This window comes from Streptomyces sp. NPDC002476 (genome assembly GCF_042889785.1).
GTDB lineage: Bacteria > Actinomycetota > Actinomycetes > Streptomycetales > Streptomycetaceae > Streptomyces.
On the sequence record NZ_JBIARH010000014.1, the window covers coordinates 53,486 to 74,956 of the forward strand.

Genomic DNA, 21,471 nt, shown 5'->3' on the forward strand with positions numbered 1-21,471 from the left:
GCCCGGCAGGGTCGCGGCACGGGCCGGGTCAGGTCGTCCAGAAGTCCCACCAGCGGGTCAGGATCAGCACACCGATGATGCCGATCCACAGGACCGGCGGCACCCAGTGGAACTCCGTCAGTCCGTTGCGCAGCCAGTTCGGCGCGGGGATGATCCGGTGCTCGATGTTGTGCTTGGTGACGTAGCAGAACATGACGATGGTGGCGACCCAGGCCAGGCAGCACCACAGGCAGAGCGAGTTGATGTTGTACAGCGACTGGTACTGGAGCCAGGTGCAGAAGCCGACGCCGAACAGCGTTCCGGCGTTCATCCCCAGCCAGTACCACCTGCGGAAGCGGGCGCCCGAGAGCAGCGCCAGGCCGATGCCGATGATCACCGAGTAGGTGGCCAGGCCGAGCATCGGGTTCGGGAAACCGAAGGCGGACGCCTGCTCGCTCGTCATGATGTTGCCGCAGGCGACGATCGGGTTGAGGCTGCACCCCGGCGTGAAGTTCGGGTCCTCCAGCAGCTTGAACTTGTCGATCGTGATGATCCACGCCGCGAAGAGTCCGGCGGCGCCCGTGATCACCAGCAGCAGCGCGAACGCCCGGCCGGCGCCGAAGGACCTCTCCACCTCCTTCTCGTCCTGGTCGGAGGAGGGGCGGTCAACCGCTGCAGTCGTCATATCGCCGTTTCCATCAGTGAGTGGCCTGCTGGGCACGGTCATTCTGCCGCACCCCTTCAGCGCTCACCCGTTCGATGGACATAAACATGTCTGGCGGATTCCACGCGGAGCGAGTACGTGACATCGGGGTCGCGGGCCGTCCGGGACCGGCGCGGGGGCGAGGAGAAGACGGACCAGCCGCTGGGGCGCCGCCCTGGTGCGACCGTCCCGACCTGCGGATCCGGCGGGACGGAACCACCCGGACGGAGCGAGCCGGACGGTTCCCGGAGCGGGCCGGGGACGCACCCCCGCGGGTGCGCCGCCGCGGCGGGTGTCTCGCGCCGACTATGGCCGGGACGGATGCGCCCCCGTACCCCATCCGCCAGTAATCCCCCTACAGGGTGAATTTCCCACTCATTGAGTTGACGGCATATCCGGGAATCGACGGCATATCCGGCCGGGGCCGGGCAGGACGCCGGTTTGGTGACCGGCAGTGTCCGCGGGGCGGCGAACACTGCCGGGAGAGGCGCCGGGGACCGACCGCGGTCAGGCCAGGCGCTCGCGCACGGCCACAGCCACGTCCGCCGGCGCGACCGCCGTCTGCTCGCCGGACTCCATGTCCTTGAGCTGGACGACGCCCTCGGCCAGATCGCGTTCGCCGGCGACGATCGCGAGCCGCGCCCCCGACCGGTTCGCGCTCTTCATGGCGCCCTTGAGGCCGCGGTTGCCGTAGGCGAAGTCCGTTGCGACGCCCTCGCGGCGCAGCTGCGTGACGATCCCGAAGAGCACCCGCCGGGCCTCCTCGCCCAGCGGCACCGCGAAGACGCTGGTGGTCGCCGGGAGTTCGAGCTCGATGCCCTCGGCCTCCAGGGCGAGCACCGTGCGGTCAACGCCGAGCGCCCAGCCGACCGACGGGAGCGCCGGGCCGCCGATCATCTCGGACAGGCCGTCGTAGCGGCCGCCGCCGCCCACCGCGGACTGCGAACCGAGTCCGTCGTGGACGAACTCGAACGTGGTGCGGGTGTAGTAGTCGAGCCCGCGGACGAGCTTCTCGTCGTCCTCGAACGCCACCCCCGCCGCGGAGAGCAGGTCGCGGACCTCCTCGTGGTACGCCTTGCAGGCGTCGCACAGGTAGTCGCGCAGCACCGGCACGCCCGCCAGCTGTTTCTGGACCTCGGGCCGCTTGTCGTCGAGGACCCGGAGCGGGTTGATCTCGATGCGACGGCGGGTGTCCTCGTCCAGGTCGAGCCCGCGCAGGAAGCCCTGGAGCGCGTCCCGGTAGACGGGGCGGCACTCCCGGTCGCCCAGCGAGTTGAGCAGGATGCGGAAGTTCCGCAGGCCCAGCGTGCGGTACGCCTGGTCGGCCAGGATGATCAGCTCGGCGTCCAGCGCCGGGTCCTCCGCGCCGATCGCCTCGGCGCCCACCTGGGAGAAGTGCCTGTAGCGGCCCTTCTGCGGGCGCTCGTAGCGGTAGTACGAGCCGGAATACCACAGCTTCACAGGCAGATTGCCCAGCTTGTGGAGGTTGGCCTCCAGCGCGGCGCGCAGCACGGAGGCGGTGCCCTCGGGACGCAGCGCCAGCTGGGAGCCGCCCTTGGTGGTGAGGGTGTACATCTCCTTGGTCACGATGTCGGTGGACTCACCGACTCCGCGCGAGAAGAGGGCGGCGTCCTCGAAGCCGGGCGTCTCGATGTATCCGTAGCCGGAGTTCTTCAGGGGTGCGGCGATCGCCTCGCGCACGGCGAGGTACTTCGCGGAATCGGGCGGGGTCAGGTCGTACGTGCCCTTGGGGGCCTTGAAGGTGCTCACGGTCTTTACTCTCGTCACATTCCTCGTCGGGGCGCGTCCGTCCCGTGCAGATACGGGTTCGTGGCGCGCTCGCGGCCGATGGTCGTCTGGGGGCCGTGGCCCGACAGCACCACGGTCGAGTCGTCGAGCGGCAGGCACACACGGGCCAGCGACTCGAGCAGCTCGGCGTGGTCGCCACCGGGCAGGTCGGTGCGTCCGACGGAGCCGGCGAAGATCAGGTCGCCCGAGAAGAGGATCTGCGGAACGTCCGCGGCCTCGGGCATCCGATACGTCACCGACCCCTTGGTATGGCCGGGCGCGTGCGCGACGTGGAACTCCAGACCGGCCAGCTTCAGCGGCACACCGTCGCTCAGCTCCTTGACGTCGTCCGGCTCCCCCACCGTCAGCTCACCCATGAGCGGCATGCCGATGGAGCGGCCGAGGGCCTTCTCCGGGTCGCTCATCATGTACCGGTCCTCGGGGTGGATCCAGGCGGGGATGTCGTGCGCGCCGCACACCGGGACGACCGAGGCGACGTGATCGATGTGTCCGTGGGTCAGGACGACGGCGACGGGCTTCAGCCGATGCTTCTTCAGCGCCTCCTCGACCCCGGCCGCGGCCCGATGGCCCGGATCGATGATCACGCACTCCTCGCCTGCGGCCGGGGCGACCAGGTAACAGTTGGTCCCCCAGGCCCCTGCGGGGAACCCGGCAATGAGCACGATCGTCCTTACTGGTCGTCCGACGGCGGATTGCGACTGAGAAGGTCGCGGCAGTTCAGAGCCTACCGGCGCTCCTCATCACACAGGTAACCCATATACGGTACGGGCAACCCAGGCCCCACAAACGACCTACAAGGAGATCACCCGGTGGTCAGCAACGATCAGCGGCGGCGGCAGCTCGCCAGGGAGAAGTTCGAGCGGCAGCAGCGGCGCCGGGAGGAGGCCCGCCGCAGGTCGAAGCGGCTGACGATCGCTGTCTCGGCGGCGGTGGCCGTGGTGGCGGTCGGAGGGGTAGGCACGTACCTCGCCCTCGACGGCGACGACAAGAAGGGCAAGAACGACGCGGCGGCGAGCGCCTCCCCCTCGCCGTCGACGAGCGAGAGTGCCGAGCCCGAGCCCGCGATGGCGATCGACAAGAAGGCGAAGTACACGATGTCGCTCAAGACCGGCGCGGGCGACATCGCGTTCACCATGGATGCGGCGAAGACCCCGCACACCACGAACTCGTTCAAGGCGCTCGCCGACAAGGGCTTCTTCGACGGTACGAAGTGCCACCGGCTGACCACGCAGGGCATCTTCGTGCTGCAGTGCGGGGACCCCGAGGGCACCGGCATGGGCGGCCCCGGCTACACGATCCCGGACGAGAACCTGACGGCGCTGGGCAAGGCGGGCGCGGACGGCACGGTGACCTACCCGGCGGGCACGGTGGCGATGGCGAACACCGGGCAGCCGCACACCGGGGGCAGCCAGTTCTTCCTGGTGTACAAGGACAGCAAGCTGCCGCCGAGCTACACCCCGTTCGGCACCATGGACGCCGCCTCGCTGAAGACCGTCGAGAAGGTCGGCGCGGCGGGAGTGGCCGGTGGTGCGGGCGGCGACGGTGCGCCGAAGACGGCCGTGGACATCTCGAAGGCCGCCGTCGACAAGTCGTGAGGCGACCGGGCGACCGGCCCGGGCCGTCCGGTGGCGACGACCGCGGTGGGAGCGGATTATTTTCGGCCCCGCCGAGTGCGGACAGCCGGGCGGCCGGTCGCCTAGATTGGCGTTGTGCAGGGCGGGCGCTGCCCGCCCGAGGAAACTGTGGACGATGCCAGGGGGGCGAACCCTCTCGCGGGCATCAGGTGGAGGAGGCGCTGTGAGCAGCGACCCGTGGGGCCGCGTCGATGAGACGGGCACCGTGTACGTGCGTACGGCCGACGGCGAGAAGGTCGTCGGATCGTGGCAGGCGGGTTCCCCCGAGGAGGCTCTGGCCTACTTCGAGCGCAAGTACGAGGGCATGGTGGTCGAGATCGGCCTCCTCGAACGTCGGGTGAGGACCACCGACCTGTCGGCGAAGGACGCGACGACCGCCATCGAGCATCTGCGTCTGCAGGTGGACGAGCATCACGCCGTCGGCGACCTCGACGCCCTGCGCGTGCGGCTCGACGCCCTGGTGGCGACGGTCGAGGCGCGGCGCGAGGAGCGCAAGGTCCAGAAGGCGCGTCAGTCCGACGAGGCGAGGCAGGCCAAGGAGGCTCTGGTCGCCGAGGCGGAGGAGCTGGCGCGGAGCGAGCAGTGGCGCTCCGCGGGCGAGCGGCTGCGCGCGCTCGTCGACACGTGGAAGGGCCTGCCGCGGCTCGACCGCAAGTCCGACGACGAGCTGTGGCACCGCTTTTCGCACGCCCGCTCGGCGTTCTCCAAGCGCCGCAAGGCCCACTTCGCCTCGCTGGACGCCCAGCGCGAGGAGGCCCGCAAGGCGAAGGAGAAGCTGGTCGCAGAGGCCGAGTCGCTCTCCGGCTCCACGGACTGGGGGGCCACGGCCGCCCGTTACCGCGAGCTGATGACGGAGTGGAAGGCGGCGGGCCGCGCCCAGCGCGAGGCCGAGGACGACCTGTGGAACCGCTTCCGCGGCGCCCAGGACATCTTCTTCGCGGCCCGCGGCGAGGTCTTCGCCGAGCGGGACGCGGAGCAGGGCGAGAACCTCAAGCTCAAGGAGGAGCTCGCGGTCGAGGCCGAGAAGCTGGTGCCGGTGAAGGACCTGAAGGCGGCCCGCGCCGCGTTCCGGGGCATCAACGAGCGCTGGGAGGCCATCGGCCATGTGCCGCGTGACGCCCGCCCGAAGGTCGAGGGGCGGATGCACGCGGTGGAGCGGGCGCTCCAGGAGGCCGAGGAGGCGGAGTGGCGCCGGACGAATCCGGAGGCACGTGCGCGTGCCGAGGGTCTGACCGGTCAGCTGCAGGCCGCCGTCGACAAGCTGCGCGCCCAGATCGACGCCGCCCGCGCGTCGGGGAACAACGCCCGCGCCGACAAGCTGGCCAAGGAGCTCGAAGGCCGTCAGGCGCTGCTGGACCAGGCGCTGAAGGGGCTGGAGGAGTTCGGCGGCTGATCCCCGCCGCCGTCGAGGCCCTCGTCCGCGTCCCGAAGGACGCGTACGGGGGCCTCGTCCGTCGCGCGTACGGGCCGGGCCGGTGCGCGGGACCCGGCGGCCGGGTCAGGGCCTGCGGGCCGAGGTCACCCGGTAGACGTCGTAGACGCCCTCCACTCCGCGCACCGCCTTGAGCACGTGCCCGAGGTGCTTGGGGTCGCCCATCTCGAAGGTGAAGCGCGAGGTGGCCACCCGGTCCCGGGAGGTCTGCACGGCCGCCGACAGGATGTTGACGTGCTGGTCGGACAGGACGCGGGTGACGTCCGACAGCAGCCGGGAGCGGTCCAGGGCCTCGACCTGGATGGCGACCAGGAACACCGAGGACTGGGTGGGCGCCCATTCGACATCGAGGATGCGTTCCGGCTGCTGCGACAACGAGTCGACGTTGACGCAGTCGGCACGGTGCACGGAGACGCCGCTGCCGCGGGTGACGAACCCGATGATCGGGTCGCCGGGGACGGGTGTGCAGCAGCGGGCCAGTTTGACCCAGACGTCCTCGACACCCTTGACGACGACTCCGGGGTCGGCGTTGGAGCGGCGCTTGCCGCGGCCGCGCGAGGGCGGCGAGCTCTCGGCGATGTCCTCGTTGGCCGCGTCCTCGCCGCCGAGTGCCTGGACCAGCTTCTGCACGACCCCGGCCGCGGCCACATGGCCCTCGCCGATCGCGGCGTACAGGGACGAGATGTCGGGGTAGCGCATCTCGTGCGCGAGGGTGACCAACGAGTCGCCGGTCAGGATGCGCTGGATCGGCAGGTTCTGTTTGCGCATCGCGCGCGCGATGGCGTCCTTGCCCTGCTCGATCGCCTCGTCGCGGCGCTCCTTGGAGAACCAGGCGCGGATCTTGTTGCGGGCGCGGGGCGACTTGACGAAGCCCAGCCAGTCCCGGGAGGGTCCGGCGCCGGCCGCCTTGGAGGTGAAGACCTCCACCAGGTCGCCGTTGTCGAGGGTCGATTCGAGCGGTACCAGCCGCCCGTTGACCCGCGCTCCTATGGTCCGGTGGCCGACCTCCGTGTGCACCGCGTACGCGAAGTCGACGGGGGTCGCGCCCGCGGGGAGCGCTATGACGTCGCCCTTGGGTGTGAAGACGAAGACCTCGTTGCGGGAGAGATCGAAGCGCAGGGACTCCAGGAACTCGCCGGGGTCCTCGGTCTCCTTCTGCCAGTCGAGGAGCTGCCGCAGCCATGCCATGTCATTGACGGTGTCCTGCCGCGCGCCCTTGCCGGTGCTCCTGGGGACGTCGGTGCGCACCTTGGAGGCGCCCGCGACGGCCTCCTGCTTGTACTTCCAGTGCGCCGCGATGCCGTACTCGGCGCGCCGGTGCATGTCGAACGTGCGGATCTGGAGTTCGACGGGCTTGCCGCTGGGACCGATCACCGTGGTGTGCAGCGACTGGTACATGTTGAACTTGGGCATCGCGATGTAGTCCTTGAACCGGCCGGGGACCGGATTCCATCGCGCGTGGACGGTGCCGAGTGCCGCGTAGCAGTCGCGGACGGTGTCGACGAGGACCCGGATGCCCACCAGGTCGTAGATCTCGGCGAAGTCCCGGCCCCGCACGATCATCTTCTGGTAGACGCTGTAGTAGTGCTTCGGCCGTCCGGTGACCGTGGCCTTGATCCGGGCGGCACGCAGGTCGGCCTGGACCTCGTCGGTCACGACGGCCAGATATTCGTCGCGTTTGGGGGCCCGCTCGGCGACGAGGCGGACGATCTCGTCGTACATCTTGGGATAGAGGATCGCGAAGGCGAGGTCCTCCAGCTCCCACTTGATGGTGTTCATGCCCAGGCGGTGGGCCAGGGGGGCGTAGATCTCCAGCGTCTCGCGGGCCTTCTTCTCCTGCTTCTCCCGCTTGAGATAGCGCATGGTGCGCATGTTGTGGAGCCGGTCGGCGAGCTTGATGACGAGGACCCGGGGGTCCTTGGCCATGGCGACGACCATCTTGCGCACGGTCTCGGCCTGCGCGGCCTCGCCGAACTTGACCTTGTCCAGCTTGGTGACGCCGTCGACGAGCAGGGCGACCTGGTCGCCGAAGTCCTGGCGCAGCGTGTCCAGGCCGTACTCGGTGTCCTCGACCGTGTCGTGCAGCAGCCCGGCCATCAGCGTCGCCGGATCCATGCCGAGTTCGGCGAGGATCGTGGTGACGGCGAGCGGATGGGTGATGTACGGGTCACCGCTCTTGCGCTTCTGCCCCTTGTGCCAGCGCTCGGCGACCTGGTAGGCGCGCTCGATCTGGCGGAGCGTGGCGGTCTCGATCTTGGGGTCGTTGCCGCGGACGATGCGCAGCAGCGGTTCGAGCACCGGGTTGTACGGGCTGGAGCGCTGCACGCCGAGGCGGGCGAGCCTGGCCCGTACCCGGTTGGAGGAACCTGCGGAACGCGATGCGGAGGCGGCCGGGGCGACCGGCCTGGCGGCGGGCTTCGCCGGGGGCTTCGGCGTGGAGACGGCCGGGGAGGCGGGGGCGGTCGGCTGCGCGGGCGAGGCAGGCCGCAGTGCCGGGGCGGCGGACCGCTCCTGGCCCGGGCCGGCCTCGGGCGCAGGGGGCTTCGGCTTCTGCACGGGCTGCCTCTTCCCGGGCGCGGCTGAGACCGCCGCGGGCTTGTCGGGCTGCGGGGCGGCGACTGGCTGGGCCTCGTCTGGCAAGAGCGCTCCTCGTGCGGGTCCGGACTCCCGGAAAGGCCATCGTATCGAGCTGGTGGCCGGTCCTCCCCCGGGGACGGTGAGACCCCTCACAACGACGGACCGGCAGCCGGTTGTTCCCGGCCTTGCCGCACATGCGTTCCCAGCCTCGGTGCGAGCCCCGCCGCCTCCCGCCGTGTGCCGGGCCCCGGGCCGGGCGGCCGTCCGCCCCGCGGTGCGCACACGAAGAGAACCGGGTGACCAGAACAGTGTCTGGTCACCCGGTTCAGGTCTTCTCAGGCGCTCACACGTGGATGAGGGCCTCCAGCGGCGCGCCCGCCAGGCCGCGCTCCACGCGGGCCCGGCCGCCGAGGAAGCCGAGCTCCATGAGGACCGCGACGCCCGCGATGCCGGCACCGGCCCGCCGGATCAGTTCCAGCGACGCCTCCGCGGTGCCGCCGGTCGCGAGGATGTCGTCGATGACCATGATCCGGTCGTCGGCGGACAGGTCCTCCGCGTGGATCTCGATCTCGGCGGTGCCGTACTCCAGCTCGTAGCCCTGGCTGAGGGTGGCTCCGGGAAGCTTGCCCGCCTTGCGGACGGGCACGAAGCCGAGACCGGCCCGCACCGCGACCGGGGCGGCCAGGATGAAGCCGCGCGCCTCGAGTCCGACGATCTTCGTGGCGCCGTGCCGCAGGCACAGTTCCGCGAGGGTGTCGGTGAGGGCCGCGAACGCCGTCGGGTCCGCCAGCAGGGGGGTGATGTCCTTGAAGACCACGCCCGGCTTCGGGTGGTCGGGGACGTCACGGATACGGCTGAGCAGAAGCTCCCGGACGCTTTCGGTGGTGCTGCTGGTCATCAGTGCTTCCCGGAGGTCCGGCCGCGGCCCCTGGGGGGCTGCTGGCGCTGGCCGACGACCGCGGCGGCGGGCGCGATGTCTTGCGGGAGGTCGTCGCCGGGCTCCTCGTCCCCGGCGGACTCGTCCTTGGCGGCGGCGGCCGCGCGCTTGGCGAGGACCCGCCTCTTCAGCGCCTTGATCTGCGGGTCGCGCCCCTTGAGGTCGGCGACGAGCGGGGTGGCGATGAAGATCGAGGAGTACGCACCGGCGGCGAGGCCGACGAACAGCGACAGCGAGATGTCGTTCAGCATGCCGGCGCCGAGGACGCCGCCGCCGATGAACAGCAGGCCGGCGACCGGGAGCAGGGCCACGACGGTGGTGTTGATCGAACGGACCAGGGTGCCGTTGATCGAGCGGTTGGCGATCTCGCCGTACGTCCACCGGGTCTGCTTGGTGACGTCGACGGTGCTCTCCTTGAGGCTGTCGAAGACGACGACCGTGTCGTACAGGGAGTACCCGAGGATGGTCAGCAGACCGATCACGGTGCCCGGGGTGACCTCGAAGCCGACCAGCGCGTAGACGCCGACCGTGATGGTGAGGTCGTGGATCAGCGCGACCAGGGCCGCGATCGCCATGCGCCACTCGAACGCGATGGCCAGGTAGATCACCACGAGGACCATGAAGACGCCGAGACCGGTCCACGCCTTGTTGGCGATCTGCTCGCCCCAGCTGGGACCGACCAGGTCGGCGGCGATCTTCTCCTCCGGAACGGAGAGGTCCTTGGCGAGCAGGTTCTTGATCTCGTCGGACTTCGCCGTGTCGACCTCGGTGATCTGGATGCGCAGACCGCCGTTGCCGAGCTTCTGGACGATCGCCTGGTGGCCGGAGGCCTCGGTCGCGATGTCCTCGGCCTCGCTGACGGTCACGCTCGTCTTCGGGGTGGTGAAGACGGCACCGCCCTTGAACTCGATGCCCATGTTGAGGCCGCTGACCGCCAGGCCGACGATGGCCGTGATGGTGATCAGGATGGAGACGCCGTACCAGATCCTGCGCTTGCCGATGAAGTCGTAGCCGACTTCGCCGCGGTAGAGACGGGCGCCGAGAGTGCCGAGTCGCGACATCTCACGCCTCCTTCGGGTGGTCGGTACGGGCGTTGACACGCCGCGAGCGGCGCAGGGGCGGCTTGGCACCGAGGCGCTTCGGGTCCAGGCCGGACCACGGGTGACCGCTGGAGAAGAACTTCGTACGGGCCAGCAGCGTCATGACCGGCTTGGTGAAGAGGAAGACCACGACCACGTCGAGGAGGGTGGTGAGCCCCAGCGTGAAGGCGAAGCCCTGGACCTTGCCGACCGTGACGACGAAGAGCACCGCCGCGGCGAGGAAGGACACGAAGTCGGAGACCAGGATGGTGCGCCGGGCGCGAGGCCAGGCCCGCTCGACTGCGGGGCGCAGGGTGCGGCCCTCGCGGATCTCGTCGCGGATCCTCTCGAAGTACACGATGAAGGAGTCCGCGGTGATACCGATGGCCACGATGGCCCCGCAGACCGCGGGGAGGTTCAGCGCGAACCCGATGGCCGGGCCGAGCAGCGACATGAGCGTGTAGGTCAGGATGCCCGAGGCCAGGAGGCTCAGGAGCGCGATGAACGCCAGGCCGCGGTAGTAGGTGACCAGGTAGATGACGACCAGTGCCAGGCCGATGGCGCCGGCGATCAGGCCCGCCTTGAGCTGCTCGCCACCGAGGGCGGCCGTGACGGTGGTGACCGTCTGCTCCTTGAAGGTCAGCGGCAGGGCACCGTAGGAGAGCACGTTGGCCAGGTCCTCGGCGGACTGCTGGTCGAAGCTGCCGGAGATCTCGGCGTTGGCGCTCAGCGCCTCGCGCACGTAGGGGGCGGAGACGACCTCGCCGTCGAGCACGATGGCGAACTGGTTCTGCGGGGCCTGCTGCTGTGCGAGCCGGCCCGTGATCTTCTGGAACTTCTTGGCGCCGCCCTTGGTGAACTCCATCTGGACGATCCACTGGCCGGTCTGCTGGTTGATCGCGCCCTTGGCGCCGTCCACGTCCGTGCCGGAGACCTCGGCCGGGCCGAGGATGTACTTGGCCTCACCCGTGGAGTCGCAGGCGACGGTGGGCTCGGTGGGCTTCGCGTTGGCACCGGCCGCTGCGCGGCCCGTCTTCGTGGAGCAGTCCAGGGCGGCGAACTTCTTCTCCAGCGCGGTCCCGGCCTGGTCGGCGGGGGCCGGGGGGGTCTTGGACGCCTTGGGATCGTCGGACGCCCCGGGGCTGGGTGTGTCCTTCGTCAGGGCGCCGGTGACCGCGCGTCCCTGGGTGGTCGTGGTGGCCGAGGGGGTGGCCGAGGAACCGGACACCTTCTCGCCGTCGGCGGACGCGCTCGGCTTCGGCGACCCGGAGGGCGAGGGGCTGGCGGTGCCCTTGGGCGTGGGGCCGCCGGCCGCCATGCCGAGCACCGGCCGGAAGTAGAGCTGGGCGGTCGTGCCGACCTGCTCCCGGGCCTGCTGCGAGTTCGTCCCCTTGGGGATGTTGACGACGATGGTGTCCCGGCCCTGGGTCTGGACCTCGGCCTCGGAGACGCCCAGGCCGTTGACCCGGCGCTCGATGATGCCGACCGCCGTGTCCATGTTCGTCTGGTTGATCGCGTCCGGCTTGCCGGGCTGGCTCTGCGCCTTGAGCGTGATGGACGTGCCACCCGCCAGGTCGATGCCCAGTCGTGGCGTCGGCTGATCAGCCAGGAACATCCCTCCGGTGAGGGCGACCATGATGATCAGGATCAAAGCCAGGGAGCGCCCCGGCCTGCCTTGACCGCCGGCCGGTCCCCGGCTCTTCTTCGGTGCTGCCACCTTCTCGTTTCTCCCTGTCCAACCGCCCCGAGCCGGGCACGCGCCCGAGCGGCCACAAAGTGTAGTGGGAACCCACCCCGCAGAAGATCGCACGGGCCGGGGAGTGCCGGACGCCCGTGGGCCCACGGCATCCCCGGTTCGCGCGACTACTTCGCGTCGGCCTCGCCGTCGGTCCTGCCCTCGGACTTCTTACCGGACTCGGCGTCCTTCGGCTCGGCGTCGTCGGCCTTCTTGCCCAGGTCGACCCTGGCGTCGTCCGAGGTGTCCGACGCGGCGTCCGCCTCGGTCAGCGAGGAGGCGTCGTCCGGGACGACCGTGCCGTCGAGGTCGAGGGCGCTGTCGTCGCCGTGGACGATGCGGTTGTACTCGGCGTCGTCGAGAACGGCACCGATGGCGTTCTTGGCGTAGACGGCGTGGACGCCGGGGGCGACCTCCAGGAGAACCGTGTCGTCGTGGACCTCCTTGACGGTGGCGTACATGCCCCCGATCGTCCGGACACCGGCGCCGGGCTGCATCTCGTCACGCATCTGAATGGCGGCCGCCTGCTTCTTCTTGGCGGACCGCGTCATCAGGAACATGGCCCCGATGAGCACGATGAAAGGGAGGAGAGACACGAGATTCACGGGACGAGATTCCTTCGCACGACCGCGCTGAAGGGCGGCCTGGTCTTCGGGGGTGGGTACACCGACCCATTGGGGCGGCATCGGCGGAGTCTAGGCGAGTCCGCATCGATGGAACAACGCCCGACGCCGCTCGTTGGTTCCTGTCCGGGTGAACCTGTGACGCGTCACGCCCCGAACAGGCCCTGTTGTCCCTTTCCGCCGTGCTGAGGAGGGACGAGACCGAGATGGGCCCAGGCCGCGGGGGTCGCGACGCGCCCGCGCGGCGTCCTGGCCAGCAGCCCTTCCCGGACGAGGAACGGCTCGGCGACCTCCTCGACCGTCTCGCGTTCCTCGCCCACGGCGACCGCCAGGGTCGACAGGCCCACGGGGCCGCCGCCGAACAGCGTGAGCAACGCGCGCAGCACCGCCCGGTCCAGCCGGTCGAGACCGCGGGCGTCGACCTCGTACACGCCGAGGGCGGCGGAGGCGACCGGCCGGTCGATCCGCCCGTCGGCCTTGACCTGGGCGTAGTCGCGGACACGGCGCAGCAGCCGGTTGGCGATGCGCGGGGTGCCGCGGGAGCGCCCGGCGATCTCGGCGGCGCCGTCCTCGTCTATCGCCACGTCGAGGAGGCGCGCCGAGCGCCGGATGACGCGTTCGAGTTCGGTGGGGGCGTAGAACTCCATGTGGCCGGTGAAGCCGAAGCGGTCACGCAGCGGGGGCGGGAGCAGTCCTGCCCTGGTGGTGGCGCCGACCAGGGTGAAGGGCGGGAGTTCCAACGGGATCGCGGTGGCTCCCGGGCCCTTCCCGACGATCACGTCGACCCGGAAGTCCTCCATCGCCATGTACAGCATCTCCTCGGCGGGCCGCGACATGCGGTGGATCTCGTCGAGGAAGAGGACCTCGCCCTCCTGGAGCGAGGAGAGGATCGCGGCGAGGTCGCCCGCGTGCTGGATGGCGGGGCCCGAGGTGATCCGGATGGGGGCGCCCATCTCGGCCGCGATGATCATGGAGAGGGTGGTCTTGCCGAGGCCGGGGGCGCCGGAGAGCAGGACGTGGTCGGCGGTGGCGCCGCGGGCCCTGGCCGCCTTGAGGACCAGGTCCAGCTGTTCGCGCACCTTCTCCTGGCCGACGAATTCGTCGAGGTCCTTCGGTCGCAGCGCGGCTTCGACCGCGTTGTCCTCGCCGTCCGCGCAGGCGTCGACGAGGCGCTCGTCGAATCGCCCGTCGAGTCGTTCACCGGTGTCGGGTCCGGTCTCGTCCCAGTTCATTCGTCTGTCCCGCCTCGGATGTTTCGGTGCCGTGCGGTGCCCGGCGCGGCGTCGGGGTGTGCCCGGGTGCGCGCTCCGGTCAGCGCGCGCGGTTGAGGGTCTGGAGCGCTGCCCGCAGCAGCTGCGGCACGGGGGCCTGCCCGTTCTCGGCGAGTGCCGCCTCGGCCTGCGGGGTCACGGCGGCAACCGCGTCGTCGGCCTCCCGGGTGGCGTAGCCGAGGCCGATCAGCGCGGCGTGCAGCTGGTCGCGCCAGGACGGGGTGACGGCGGTGCCGACGCCCTGCCGTCCGATCCGGGCGCCGACGGGCTCGCCGAGTCTGTCCTTCAGTTCGAGGAGGAGTTTCTGCGCGCCCTTCTTGCCGATGCCGGAGACAGCCGTGAGCGCCTTCTCGTCGCCGGTCGCGACTGCGGTCCGCAGGGCGTCGGGGCTGTGCGTGGCGAGCATGGCCTGGGCCAGCCGCGGGCCGACTCCGCTGGCGGTCTGGAGCAGCTCGAAGACCTGCCGCTCGTCGTCGTCGGCGAAGCCGTAGAGGGTGAGCGAGTCCTCCCGTACGACCAGGGAGGTGGCGAGCCTGGCCTCCTCGCCGATCCGGAGGCCGGCGAGGGTGTTCGGGGTGCACTGGACGGCCATGCCGACGCCGCCGACCTCGATCACGGCCGTGGTCGGGGCGAGCGCGGCGACAGGGCCGCTGACGAAGGCGATCATCGGGGGACCTTCCGGACGGGGGGCGCGGGTGCGAGGACCGCGGGGGTACGGGGCGCGCGCGAGGTTCGGGACGCGGCGGCCGCCGCGTGCGCCTGCTGGAGGCGGTTGACGGCGGGGGCGCGCCAGATGTGGCAGATGGCGAGGGCGAGGGCATCGGCGGCGTCGGCCGGTTTCGGCGGGGCGTCGAGTCTCAGGAGCCGGGTGACCATGGCACCGACCTGCGCCTTGTCGGCCCGGCCGCTGCCGGTGACGGCCGCCTTGACCTCGCTCGGGGTGTGCAGCGCGACGGGTATGCCGCGGCGGGACGCGCAGAGCATGGCGACGGCGCTGGCCTGGGCGGTGCCCATCACCGTGCGGACGTTGTGCTGGCTGAAGACCCGCTCCACGGCGACGCATTCGGGGCGGTGCGCGTCGAGCCACTCCTCGATGCCGCGTTCGATGGCGACCAGGCGGTGGCCGAGTTCCACGTCGGCCGGGGTGCGGACGACGCCGACGCCCAGCATCGTCAGGGTCCGGCCGGCCACGCCCTCGACGACGCCGACACCGCACCGGGTCAGCCCCGGGTCGACGCCGAGTACCCGCATGGGTCATCCCCCTCCGTACCGATCGGTCAACTGTTCCCGCAGGCTATCGGCTCGCACTGACAATGCGTCGGGCAATGCGACGGGCCGACGGGGCGTGTCCCCCGTCGGCCCGTGCGTGAAGACTGTGCCGTACCGTGCCGAGTCCGGCTCAGGCGTCGACCTTTTCCATGACCTCGTCCGAGACGTCGAAGTTGGCGAAGACGTTCTGGACGTCGTCGCTGTCCTCCAGGGCGTCGATCAGCTTGAAGATCTTGCGCGCGCCCTCCTCGTCCAGCTCGACCTGCATGGTGGGCAGGAAGCCGGCCTCGGCGGAGTCGTAGTCGATACCGGCCTCCTGGAGCGCGGTACGGACCGCGACCAGGTCGGTGGCCTCGCTGACGACCTCGTAGGTCTCGCCGAGGTCGTTGACCTCCTCTGCGCCCGCGTCGAGCACGGCACCGAGGACGTCGTCCTCGGTCAGCCCGCCCTTGGGGACGATGACGACGCCCTTGCGGTTGAAGAGGTACGAGACCGAACCGGGGTCGGCCATCGAACCGCCGTTGCGGGTCATCGCGACGCGCACGTCGGAGGCGGCACGGTTCCGGTTGTCGGTGAGGCACTCGATGAGCACCGCGACACCGTTCGGGCCGTAACCCTCGTACATGATCGTCTGGTAATCGACCCCGCCCGCTTCGAGACCACCGCCGCGCTTGACCGCGGAATCGATGTTCTTGTTCGGTACGGAGCTCTTCTTCGCCTTCTGGATCGCGTCCACAAGGGTCGGGTTTCCATCGGGGTCCACACCGCCGGTGCGGGCCGCGACCTCGATGTTCTTGATCAGCTTCGCGAAGAGCTTGCCGCGCTTGGCATCGATCACGGCCTTCTTGTGCTTCGTCGTAGCCCATTTAGAGTGGCCGGACATCTGCCTTCTCCTTCGCGTCACCAAAAATCGATCCGAACCCGGGAGATCCTACCGGGATCGGATCAGCCGACTGCGCGCACCATATCGACGAACAGGGCGTGAACACGGTGGTCCCCGGTCAGTTCCGGGTGGAAGGACGTCGCCAGCGCGTTTCCCTGGCGCACGCCGACGATGTGGCCGCCGTGCTCGGCCACCACCTCGGCCCGCGCACCGACCGACTCCACCCAGGGGGCGCGGATGAAGACGCCCTCGACGGGGCCGCCCTCGATCCCGGCGACCTCCACGGCGGCCTCGAACGACTCGTTCTGGCGCCCGAAGGCGTTGCGGCGCACGATCATGTCGATGCCGCCGAGCGTCTCCTGTCCGGAGCGCGGGTCGAGGATCTTGTCGGCGAGGAGGATCATCCCGGCGCAGGTGCCGTAGACCGGCATCCCGTCCCGTATCCGCTCGCGCAGCGGTTCCAGCATGCCGAACAGGGACGCCAGCTTGGACATCGTGGTGGACTCGCCACCGGGCACGACCAGGCCGTCGACCTCGGCGAGTTCCTCGGGGCGCCTGACCGGCCTGGCCTGGGCGTCCGCCGAGGCCAGGGCGATCAGGTGCTCCCGTACGTCGCCCTGGAGGGCCAGGACTCCGATCACAGGGGTGTCGCTCATCGGTGCTTACCAGCCGCGGTTGGCGTAGCGCTCGGCCTCGGGCAGGGTGTCGCAGTTGATGCCCACCATGGCCTCGCCCAGGTTCCGGGAGGCGTCCGCGATGACCTTCGGGTCGTCGTAGAAGGTGGTGGCCTTCACGATGGCGGCGGCGCGCCTGGCCGGGTCGCCGGACTTGAAGATGCCGGAGCCCACGAAGACGCCCTCGGCGCCGAGCTGGCGCATCAGGGCCGCGTCGGCGGGGGTGGCGACGCCGCCCGCGGAGAAGAGCACGACAGGCAGCTTGCCGAGCTCCGCGACCTCCTTGACCAGCTCGTACGGGGCGCGCAGCTCCTTGGCGGCGGCGTACAGCTCGTTGTTGTCGTAGCCACGCAGGCGGGCGATCTCGTTCTTGATCTGGCGCAGGTGGCGGACGGCCTCGACGACGTTCCCGGTGCCGGCCTCGCCCTTCGAGCGGATCATGGCCGCGCCCTCGGCGATGCGGCGCAGGGCCTCGCCGAGATTGGTGGCGCCGCACACGAAGGGGGTGGTGAACGCGAACTTGTCGCTGTGGTTGACCTCGTCGGCCGGGGTGAGGACCTCGGACTCGTCGATGTAGTCGACGCCGAGGGACTGGAGGACCTGGGCCTCGACGAAGTGGCCGATGCGGGACTTGGCCATCACCGGGATGGAGACGGCCTCCATGATCTCCTCGATCATGTTCGGGTCGGACATGCGGGCCACTCCGCCGTCCTTGCGGATGTCGGCCGGCACCCGCTCCAGGGCCATGACGGCCACGGCGCCCGCGTCCTCGGCGATCTTCGCCTGCTCCGCGTCGACGACGTCCATGATCACGCCGCCCTTGAGCTGCTCGGCCATGCCGCGCTTGACGCGGGCGGTGCCGGTGGCCGGGGAGTCGGCGGACTGCGGGATGGTGGGGAGGGTGGACACGGATCGACCTCACTCGGAGAAAGTGTGCTGAAAAGCGCTGATTGGTGCACCGCTGAGCAAACTCTCCGGGAGCGGTCCACTTCAAGGGCCAATACAAGGCCTGTGGATCGTTTTGGACGCGTACGGGGCGGCTTGTGACCCCGGTCACGCGCGCGAACGGCCGCCGGGATCAGAGCGGCTCTCAGCCTGCTGGACGGTCCGCCAGGGCCATGGGCGGTTCGTCGTCCATCTCGAAGGCGAGCGGGAACGGGGCGTGCCCGGCCAGCCGGAACCACCGCACGGTGCGGTGGCGGCGCAGGGCGCGTGCCGCGCGCACCGCGTCGTTGTGGAAGCGCCGGGCCATCGGCACCCGGCGCACGGCCGCTGCGAGTTCGAGCGCCGCCTCCTGGCCGCCGGGGATCTCCTTCACGGCCTCCACCTGCGCCGTCTCGCCGAACACCGCCCGCAGCGCGGCGCTCAGCTCGCTCTCCGCGACCTCGCGCTGTTCCTCCTCCGCCTGACGGGCGGCGTGCGCGGCCTCGTACAGCACGATGGACGCGGCCGGATCGAGCACACCCGACGTCGCCACTTCCTGGGTCACCGAGGCACGGCGCAACAGCTGCGCGTCGAGGGCGGCGCGGGCGGCGTCGATGCGGGTGTGCAGCCGGTCCAGCCGCCCCGCGGTCCAGCTGAGGTACATGCCGATCGCGACGAGCGCGACGGCGATCCAGATGAGGGTTTCGATCACGGGCGGCAAGGCTACCGTCGGCGCGTGCCCGGCCCGGAGCACGGGGCCGGGCACGGCCCCGAGGCCGGTGCCCTTCCCGGTCCCGCCTCCGGTCAGTCCCGCGCCAGTCCGAAGCGTGCGCGCAGCCCCGTGCGCTCGTCGGTCGCGACCGACGCCGCGCCGTCCGTCACGGTCTCGTACACCGCGAGGATGTCGGCGCCGACCGTCGACCAGTCGAAGCGCCGCACGTGCGCGCTGCCCCGCTCGCGCAGTTCCGCGCGCCGCTCCGGGTCGCCGAGCAGCCGGACGGCGGCCGTCGCCAGCGCGTCGGCGTTCTCGTTGGCGAAGAGTTCCCCCGCCGCGCCCTGGTCCAGGACCTGCGCGAACGCGTCCAGATCGCTGGCCAGGACCGGTGCGCCGGCCGACATCGCCTCGACCAGGATGATCCCGAAGCTCTCGCCGCCCGTGTTGGGGGCGACGTACACGTCGACGCTGCGCAGCAGTCGCGCCTTGTCCTCGTCGCTCACCATGCCGAGGAATTCGACGCGCCCGCGCATCTTCGGCGGCAGCTGGGCGACGGCTTCCTCCTCGTCGCCCCGGCCCGCCACCAGAAGCCGGGTGTCCGGGCGTGCGGCGAGGATCGCGGGCAGCGCCCGCATCAGGACGGGCAGGCCCTTGCGGGGCTCGTCGATGCGTCCGATGAAGCCGATCGTGCCGCCCTGCCACTCGGGCCGGGGTTCGGCGGAGGCGAAGAAGCCGACGTCGACGCCGTTCGGGATGACGACGGCGTCGCCGCCGAGGTGTTCGACCAGGGTCCGGCGCGCGTACTCGCTCACCGCGATGCGCGCGCTGATCTTCTCCAGCGCGGGCTGCAGGATCGGGTAGGCGGCGATCATGGCCCGGGAGCGCGGGTTGGAGGTGTGGAACGTGGCGACGATCGGCCCCTGCGCGGCCCAGCAGGCGAGCAGCCCCAGCGACGGCGAGGTCGGCTCGTGGATGTGGATGACGTCGAAGGTGCCGTCGTGCAGCCAGCGGCGCACCCGCGCGGCGGACAGGAAGCCGAAGTTCAGCCGGGCCACGGAGCCGTTGTACGGCACGGGCACGGCCCGGCCCGCGGAGACCACGTACGGCGGCAGCGGCGTCTCGTCGTCGGCGGGGGCCAGCACCGAGACCTGGTGCCCGAGCCGGATCAGGTGCTCGGCCAGGTCCCGGATGTGGAACTGCACTCCGCCGGGCACGTCCCAGGAGTACGGGCACACGATGCCGATCTTCACGGGCGCGCCTCCCCGTTCTCCCGGTCCTGCGCGTCCGCCCGGTCCTTCTTCCCGTTCCGGGGTTCCAGGTCCGCGAGCCAGAGCCGTTGCAGCATGTGCCAGTCCTCCGGGTGGTCGGCGATCCCGACGGCGAAGGCATCCGCCAGCGTCTGCGTCATCGAGGACGTCTTCTCCGCGCGGCTGCCCGACTCGGGGACCGGGACCGGCGGGTGGACCCGCACCTTCATCACGGGCGTGTCGTCGTAGCCGAGCGTCACCGGCAGCAGCAGCGCGCCGGTCTGCTGAGCGAGCAGCGCGGGTCCGGCGGGCATGCGCGCGCTCTCGCCGAAGAAGCTCACCTCGACGCCGGAGGAGGACAGGTCACGGTCGGCGACCAGGCAGACCAGGCCGCCCGCACGCAGCCGCCGTGCCAGGGTGCCGAAGGCGGCACCGCCGCTGTGCGGGAGCACCTCCATGCCGAGCCCCTCGCGGTAGGCCACGAACCTGTCGTACAGCGTCTCGGGCTTCAGCCGCTCGGCGACCGTGGTGAAGGGGACCTTGAGCTCGGTGGTCACCCAGGCGCCCGCCAGGTCCCAGTTCGCCAGGTGCGGCAGGGCGAGGACGACGCCGCGGCCGGCGTCGAGACCTTCGGTCAGCCGGTGCGCGTCGGCGACCTCTATGGACGCCTTGATCCGTGCCGGGCTCCAGGTGGGCAGCCGGAACGACTCCATCCAGTAGCGCATGTACGAACGCATACCGGCCTTGGAGAGCCCGGCGAGCCGGGCCGGTGACGCTCCGGGCACGACACGTGCCAGATTGGCCTCCAGCCGTAGCACCCCCTTGCCCCGACGCTTCCAGACCTGATCGGCGAGCATACGGAAGAGACCGCGGGCGGCCGGTTCGGGGAGTTTCTTGACCGCGCTCCAGCCGAGCCCGTACAGGCCGTCGGTCAGCCGGTCCCGCAGCCCGGTGCGCGTGTCGCCCGTCGCGTCGCTCACCGCGCCGCCCCGCTCCCCCGCCCGGCGGCGGCATCGGCCGCGTCGGCCTCGGCGGACTCGCGGCGCACGGTCACCACCCGCTGCACGAGCGTGACCAGGCTGCCCGCGGCGACGATCCACAACGCGACCGGCAGGAGGACCTGGACGCCGGGGACTCCGAAGGTGTGCAGACCCGCGACCCCGGCGGCGACCAGCGAGACCACCAGCCGCTCGGCGCGCTCCACGAGCCCGTTGACCGCGACCGGCAGCCCGATCGACTCACCGCGCGCCTTCGTGTACGACACCACCTGGCCGCTCGCCAGGCAGAAGATCGCGACCGCGCACAGCACATCGTCGTCGCCCCGGCCCGCGTACCAGAGCGCGAAGCCGCCGAAGATCGCGCCGTCGGCGACCCGGTCGAGGGTCGAGTCGAGGAACGCGCCCCAGCGGCTGGAGATCCCGGCCTGCCGGGCCATGTTGCCGTCGACGAGGTCGGAGAAGACGAAGATCGTGATGACGACCGTGCCCCAGAAGAACTCCCCCATGGGGAAGAAGACCAGCGCACCTGCCACCACCCCTGCCGTACCGATCAGGGTGACCGCGTCGGGGCTCACGCCGAGACGGAGCAGCAGCGCGGCGAACGGTGTGAGGACACGCGTGAAAAAGGCACGCGCGTACTTGTTCAGCATGGCCTTCCCGAGGGTCTGTGGGCCGGGCGGCCCATTCGGCCTCCGGCTGGCCCATCGTAGTCACGCCCGCCGGACTCCACCCCCGGGCACCCGGCCGCGCGCCGGGCCGCACGACGGACGGCCGCGGCGCGGCGGAGTACGGAAACGGCCCGGCGCACCGCGGGCGCGGCCCGGGAACCCGCCCGGCGGCCCGGGAACGCGCTGGCGCGGCCGGCCGGTGCCGCGGCGGGCGGACACCGCAGGTCACGGCGCCGGATACGGGCCCGGCCCGGCGACGGATGGACGCGGCCCGGCCCGAGTGGAAAGCTCGAATTACGACCTGGGGAACAATA

The 21,471-nt window shown here is 70.9% G+C and carries 20 protein-coding genes; 2 read left to right on the top strand and 18 right to left on the bottom strand.

Annotation, left to right across the window (positions count from 1 at the left end; all coding sequences use genetic code 11):
• Positions 1-28: 28 nt before the first annotated feature.
• The 3 genes from ACFYXM_RS18070 to ACFYXM_RS18080 all read right to left on the bottom strand — a co-directional run bounded on the left by ACFYXM_RS18070 (position 29) and on the right by ACFYXM_RS18080 (position 3,153).
• Positions 29-664: a vitamin K epoxide reductase family protein gene (locus tag ACFYXM_RS18070; RefSeq protein ID WP_389290358.1), complete on the bottom strand. Its 636-nt coding sequence runs from the start codon at positions 662-664 to the stop codon at positions 29-31.
• A gap of 525 nt (positions 665-1,189) precedes the next feature.
• Positions 1,190-2,452, bottom strand: a complete 1,263-nt coding sequence (gene hisS / locus ACFYXM_RS18075) for a histidine--tRNA ligase (RefSeq protein WP_389290360.1) — start codon at positions 2,450-2,452, stop codon at positions 1,190-1,192.
• A gap of 14 nt (positions 2,453-2,466) precedes the next feature.
• Positions 2,467-3,153 (bottom strand): MBL fold metallo-hydrolase, encoded by a 687-nt coding sequence (locus tag ACFYXM_RS18080; protein WP_389290362.1) that lies wholly within the window; start codon positions 3,151-3,153, stop codon positions 2,467-2,469.
• A gap of 147 nt (positions 3,154-3,300) precedes the next feature.
• Between ACFYXM_RS18080 and ACFYXM_RS18085 the strand changes: the two genes are divergently transcribed.
• Both ACFYXM_RS18085 and ACFYXM_RS18090 read left to right on the top strand, forming a co-directional pair.
• Positions 3,301-4,086: a peptidylprolyl isomerase gene (locus tag ACFYXM_RS18085; protein ID WP_389290364.1), complete on the top strand. Its 786-nt coding sequence runs from the start codon at positions 3,301-3,303 to the stop codon at positions 4,084-4,086.
• Positions 4,087-4,288: 202 nt separating this feature from the next.
• Complete coding sequence (locus ACFYXM_RS18090; RefSeq protein WP_389290366.1) at positions 4,289-5,518, top strand: DUF349 domain-containing protein; 1,230 nt, start codon at positions 4,289-4,291, stop codon at positions 5,516-5,518.
• Between the two features lie 105 nt (positions 5,519-5,623).
• On the opposite strand, the gene ACFYXM_RS18095 is transcribed toward ACFYXM_RS18090, so the two are convergent.
• From ACFYXM_RS18095 to pgsA, 15 genes are all read right to left on the bottom strand, one after another.
• Positions 5,624-8,197: a RelA/SpoT family protein gene (locus ACFYXM_RS18095; RefSeq protein ID WP_389290367.1), complete on the bottom strand. Its 2,574-nt coding sequence runs from the start codon at positions 8,195-8,197 to the stop codon at positions 5,624-5,626.
• A 280-nt stretch (positions 8,198-8,477) separates the two neighbouring features.
• Positions 8,478-9,032, bottom strand: coding sequence for an adenine phosphoribosyltransferase (locus ACFYXM_RS18100; RefSeq protein ID WP_389290369.1), 555 nt, complete (start codon positions 9,030-9,032; stop codon positions 8,478-8,480).
• Positions 9,032-10,132: a protein translocase subunit SecF gene (gene secF, locus ACFYXM_RS18105; RefSeq protein ID WP_389290370.1), complete on the bottom strand. Its 1,101-nt coding sequence runs from the start codon at positions 10,130-10,132 to the stop codon at positions 9,032-9,034. The genes ACFYXM_RS18100 and secF overlap by 1 nt, the downstream gene beginning before the upstream one ends.
• A 1-nt stretch (position 10,133) precedes the next feature.
• Complete coding sequence (secD, locus tag ACFYXM_RS18110) at positions 10,134-11,867, bottom strand: protein translocase subunit SecD (RefSeq protein ID WP_389290372.1); 1,734 nt, start codon at positions 11,865-11,867, stop codon at positions 10,134-10,136.
• 146 nt (positions 11,868-12,013) lie between these two features.
• Complete coding sequence (gene yajC, locus ACFYXM_RS18115; protein WP_389290374.1) at positions 12,014-12,490, bottom strand: preprotein translocase subunit YajC; 477 nt, start codon at positions 12,488-12,490, stop codon at positions 12,014-12,016.
• Positions 12,491-12,654: 164 nt separating this feature from the next.
• Complete coding sequence (ruvB, locus tag ACFYXM_RS18120; protein ID WP_389290376.1) at positions 12,655-13,740, bottom strand: Holliday junction branch migration DNA helicase RuvB; 1,086 nt, start codon at positions 13,738-13,740, stop codon at positions 12,655-12,657.
• Between the two features lie 79 nt (positions 13,741-13,819).
• Positions 13,820-14,446: a Holliday junction branch migration protein RuvA gene (ruvA, locus tag ACFYXM_RS18125; RefSeq protein WP_362028108.1), complete on the bottom strand. Its 627-nt coding sequence runs from the start codon at positions 14,444-14,446 to the stop codon at positions 13,820-13,822.
• A complete protein-coding gene (ruvC, locus tag ACFYXM_RS18130) occupies positions 14,443-15,030 on the bottom strand; it encodes a crossover junction endodeoxyribonuclease RuvC (RefSeq protein ID WP_389290378.1) in 588 nt (195 codons plus the stop codon). The genes ruvA and ruvC overlap by 4 nt, the downstream gene beginning before the upstream one ends.
• 148 nt (positions 15,031-15,178) lie before the next feature.
• Entirely contained in the window at positions 15,179-15,931 is a 753-nt protein-coding gene (locus ACFYXM_RS18135; protein ID WP_389290380.1) for a YebC/PmpR family DNA-binding transcriptional regulator, read from the bottom strand.
• A 62-nt stretch (positions 15,932-15,993) separates the two neighbouring features.
• A complete protein-coding gene (gene pdxT, locus ACFYXM_RS18140) occupies positions 15,994-16,587 on the bottom strand; it encodes a pyridoxal 5'-phosphate synthase glutaminase subunit PdxT (RefSeq protein WP_389290382.1) in 594 nt (197 codons plus the stop codon).
• Between the two features lie 6 nt (positions 16,588-16,593).
• Positions 16,594-17,514, bottom strand: a complete 921-nt coding sequence (gene pdxS / locus ACFYXM_RS18145) for a pyridoxal 5'-phosphate synthase lyase subunit PdxS (RefSeq protein WP_389290384.1) — start codon at positions 17,512-17,514, stop codon at positions 16,594-16,596.
• Between the two features lie 181 nt (positions 17,515-17,695).
• Positions 17,696-18,241 carry a hypothetical protein gene (locus tag ACFYXM_RS18150; protein ID WP_389290386.1) on the bottom strand — a complete coding sequence of 182 codons (546 nt, stop codon included), beginning with the start codon at positions 18,239-18,241 and terminating at the stop codon, positions 17,696-17,698.
• 92 nt (positions 18,242-18,333) lie between these two features.
• A complete protein-coding gene (locus tag ACFYXM_RS18155; protein ID WP_389290387.1) occupies positions 18,334-19,494 on the bottom strand; it encodes a glycosyltransferase family 4 protein in 1,161 nt (386 codons plus the stop codon).
• On the bottom strand, positions 19,491-20,471 hold the full coding sequence (locus ACFYXM_RS18160; protein ID WP_389290389.1) for a phosphatidylinositol mannoside acyltransferase: 981 nt from the start codon (positions 20,469-20,471) through the stop codon (positions 19,491-19,493). The genes ACFYXM_RS18155 and ACFYXM_RS18160 overlap by 4 nt, the downstream gene beginning before the upstream one ends.
• The gene (gene pgsA, locus ACFYXM_RS18165; RefSeq protein WP_389290391.1) at positions 20,468-21,139 is read right to left on the bottom strand and encodes a phosphatidylinositol phosphate synthase; all 672 of its coding nucleotides are present in this window, start codon (positions 21,137-21,139) and stop codon (positions 20,468-20,470) included. Before pgsA ends, ACFYXM_RS18160 begins: the two co-directional genes overlap by 4 nt.
• Positions 21,140-21,471 lie beyond the last annotated feature (332 nt).